This is a genomic window from Methylobacterium sp. WL116, from assembly GCF_008039455.1.
In the GTDB taxonomy this organism is placed as follows: Bacteria; Pseudomonadota; Alphaproteobacteria; order Rhizobiales; family Beijerinckiaceae; genus Methylobacterium.
On the sequence record NZ_VRUV01000504.1, the window covers coordinates 1 to 3,306 of the forward strand.

Genomic DNA, 3,306 nt, shown 5'->3' on the forward strand with positions numbered 1-3,306 from the left:
GCGGCCGCCCGCACGGCGAGCCCCTGGCGCTCGCCGATGCCGGCGCGGCGGCCCGGGGCGCGACCCTCTACGTCACGCTGGAGCCGTGCTCGCATCACGGCCGCACGCCGCCCTGCACCGACGCGATCGTCGCGGCAGGCATCGCGCGGGTCGTCAGCGCGATGGAGGATCCCGACACGCGGGTCTCCGGCCGCGGCCACGCGCTCCTGCGGGCGGCCGGCATCCGGGTCGAGACCGGGCTGCTGGGCACCGAGGCCCGGCGCGACCATGCCGGGCACGTGGCGCGGATCACCCACGGGCGGCCCCACCTCCACCTCAAGCTCGCCCGGACGCGGGACGGGTTCGCCGCCGCCTCCGACACGGCGCGCCTGCGCATCACCGGCGCGATCGCCGACGGCGCGGTGCACCTGTGGCGGGCCCATGCCGACGCGATCCTGATCGGCATCGGCACGGCGCGCGCCGACGACCCTTCGCTCACCGTGCGCCTGCCCGGCCTCGGCGGTCGCTCGCCGCTGCGGGTGGTGCTGGATTCGCAGCTGCGGCTGTCGCCGTCGAGCGTGCTCGTGCGCGGCGCCCACGACGTCCCGACGCTGGTCGTGACGACGCGGAGCGCCCCGGCCCATGCCAAGCGGATGCTCGAATCGCTCGGCGTCGCGGTGGTGCGCGTCGCCGCCGACGCGCGCGGGCGGGTCGACCTGCACGCGGCGCTGGCGATGCTCGGCGAGCGCGGATTGACGCGGCTCTGCAGCGAGGGCGGCCCTCACCTTGCCGACGCGCTGACCGAGGCCGATCTCGTGGATTCCTGCACCCTGATCACCGGGCCCGGCACCTGCGGTCCGCAGGGCGGCCTGCCGGCGGTCGGCCCGCATCTCGGGCAGGCGCTGGAGAGCGGACGGTTCCGGATCGCCCAGTCCCTCGACCTCGGGGCGGACCGGGCCGTGACCTACGAACGGAGTGAGGCTTAAGCGATGTTCACGGGTCTCGTCAGCGACGTCGGAACGGTGCTCTCGGTCTCGGGCGATGCACGGATGCGCCGCCTCACGATCCGCGCCGCCTACGATGCGGCCACGATCGCGCTCGGCGCCTCGATCGCCTGCTCCGGCCCTTGCCTTACGGCGGTGTCGATCGAGCCGGCCGAGGGCGGCTGCGTCTTCGCGGTGGACGCCGCCGCCGAGACGCTGGCGCTGACCACGGTCGGCGGGTGGGAGGCCGGCACCCGAATCAACCTGGAGCGCTCGCTGAAGATCGGCGACGAGCTCGGCGGCCACCTCGTCACCGGCCACGTCGACGGCGTCGCCGAGATTTTCGCCCGCGAGACCGTCACCGCCGGCGCCTGGGGCGCGAGCGAACGGTTCACCCTGCGGGCGCCCGCCGGGGTCGCCCACTTCATCGCCAAGAAGGGCTCGGTCTGCCTCGACGGCACGTCGCTGACCGTCAACGCGGTCGAGGGCGACACCTTCTCGGTCCTGCTGATCCCGCACACGCTGGAGGTCACCACCTGGGGCGAGCGCCGCGTCGGCGACCGGCTGAACCTCGAGGTCGACCTGATCGCGCGCTACGCCGCGCGGCTCGCGGAGGGCCGCGGGAGCGCGGCGTGAGCCTGATTTCGAACGAGCGGATCAAGCTCTCCGCCGCCTACCTGAACACCGCCGCGGGCGGCCTGTTCACCGCGGGCGTGGTCGCGGCGCTCGTTGCGACCGTCTTCGGGGTTTCGGGACGGTCCAACCTGTCGGCGTTGACGCTGTCGGGAGGCATCGCGATCTTCTTCCTTGCGAGCATCGCCCTCTACGGGTGCGCGCGCATCATTCGTGGAAGGCTGCAGCCATGGCCGACATTCAGATCGTGGCCTTCGTCGTCGCGCCGCTGATGGCGGTCGCCGTCGGCTTCGGCGTCATGCTGTGGTCCCGCTACGCGGATCGGTAGGCCCTCACCGCGGCGGGATCGAGTACGTGCCGTTCGCCTGGGCGACGAGGTCGTCCGAGCCCGGCGCCGTGATCCGCACCTCGCCGACGGCGAGGCGCCGGCCGAGCTTCAGCAGCGTCACGTCGGCGATCAGCACCAGCCCCGCGGGCTTGCGCAGGAAGTTGAAGGTCAGGCTCGTGGTCACCGCGAGCGCCACCGGGCCGATCTGGGCGAGGATGGCCGCGTAGAGCGCATAGTCGGCCAGCGCCATCATCGACGGGCCGGACAGCGTGCCGCCCGGGCGCAGGAAGCGCGCGTCGCCGTCGAGCCGCATCCGCGCGGTCAGCGGGCCGACGGCCTCCAGGTGGTAGGCGCGCCCGCCCGCCTGCATCTGCGGGAACTCCCGGTCGAGGAAGTCGCGGGTCTCGGCAAGCGTCATCGCGGTCATGAGGGCCGTTCCAGCATGGCGGTGCGCCGGCGGCAAGGCGGGCGACCGGGATCGCGGGTCACCCCGCCTTGGGAACGCCCTCGGCCGCGCGCGCGCGGCCGAAATCGGCCTCGGCCGTCTCCTGCCCCTGCGCGACGATGCCCCGGCGGATCGCGCGGGTGCGGGTGAACAGGTCGTGCAGGGCCGCGCCGTCGCCGTAGCGGATCGCACGGGTCAGCACCGAGAGGTCCTCGCTGAAGCGCCCGAGCATCTCCAGCACCGCCTCGCGGTTGCTGAGGAAGATGTCGCGCCACATCGTCGGGTCCGAGGAGGCGATGCGGGTGAAGTCGCGGAAGCCGCCGGCCGAGAACTTCATCACCTCGGACTGCGTCACCTGCTCGAGGTCGGCGGCGGTGCCGACGATGTTGTAGGCGATCAGGTGCGGCACGTGGCTGGTGATGGCGAGCACGAGGTCGTGGTGCTCCGGCGTCATCGTCTCGACGACGGCGCCGAGCCCCTGCCACAGCGCGCGCACCCGCGCGACGGCGGCCTCGGGCGCGTCCTCCGGCGGGGTCAGGATGCACCAGCGCCCGGAGAACAGCGTCGAGAACCCGGCATCCGGCCCGGAATACTCGGTGCCGGCCACCGGATGGCCGGGCACGAACACGATGCCGTCGGGCAGGTGCGGGGTGACGGCCGCGACGACCGACGCCTTCACCGAGCCGACGTCCGAGACGACGGCACCCGGCTTCAGGTGCGGCGCCATCGCGGCGGCGACCGGGCCGATGGCGCCGACGGGCACGCACAGGATCACGAGGTCGGCCAGCGCCGCGCCCGCGGCGGCATCGCCGGTGACGTCGTCGGCGATGCCGAGATCGAGCACCCGCGCGCGGACGGCGGCGTCCGCGTCGATCGCGACGATGCGCTCGGCCAGCCCGTAGCGGCGGGCGCCGCGGGCGATCGACGAGCCGATCAGG

General features: G+C 73.9%; 5 protein-coding genes. 3 read left to right on the forward strand and 2 right to left on the reverse strand.

Annotated features, from left to right (window positions below; translation table 11 throughout):
- The 3 genes from ribD to FV223_RS23575 form a co-directional block, all read left to right on the forward strand.
- On the forward strand, positions 1 to 965 hold a 965-nt coding region (gene ribD, locus FV223_RS23565), incomplete at its 5' end, for a bifunctional diaminohydroxyphosphoribosylaminopyrimidine deaminase/5-amino-6-(5-phosphoribosylamino)uracil reductase RibD (protein ID WP_246689774.1).
- A gap of 3 nt (positions 966 to 968) precedes the next feature.
- A complete protein-coding gene (locus FV223_RS23570) occupies positions 969 to 1,598 on the forward strand; it encodes a riboflavin synthase (RefSeq protein ID WP_147729259.1) in 630 nt (209 codons plus the stop codon).
- Positions 1,595 to 1,867, forward strand: coding sequence for a hypothetical protein (locus FV223_RS23575; protein WP_147729260.1), 273 nt, complete (start codon positions 1,595 to 1,597; stop codon positions 1,865 to 1,867). The genes FV223_RS23570 and FV223_RS23575 overlap by 4 nt, the downstream gene beginning before the upstream one ends.
- Positions 1,868 to 1,927: 60 nt before the next feature.
- On the opposite strand, the gene FV223_RS23580 is transcribed toward FV223_RS23575, so the two are convergent.
- Both FV223_RS23580 and FV223_RS23585 read right to left on the reverse strand, forming a co-directional pair.
- Complete coding sequence (locus FV223_RS23580) at positions 1,928 to 2,350, reverse strand: PaaI family thioesterase (RefSeq protein ID WP_147729261.1); 423 nt, start codon at positions 2,348 to 2,350, stop codon at positions 1,928 to 1,930.
- A gap of 58 nt (positions 2,351 to 2,408) precedes the next feature.
- Positions 2,409 to 3,305 (reverse strand): prephenate/arogenate dehydrogenase family protein, encoded by an 897-nt coding sequence (locus tag FV223_RS23585; protein WP_246689775.1) that lies wholly within the window; start codon positions 3,303 to 3,305, stop codon positions 2,409 to 2,411.
- Between the last annotated feature and the right edge of the window lies 1 nt (position 3,306).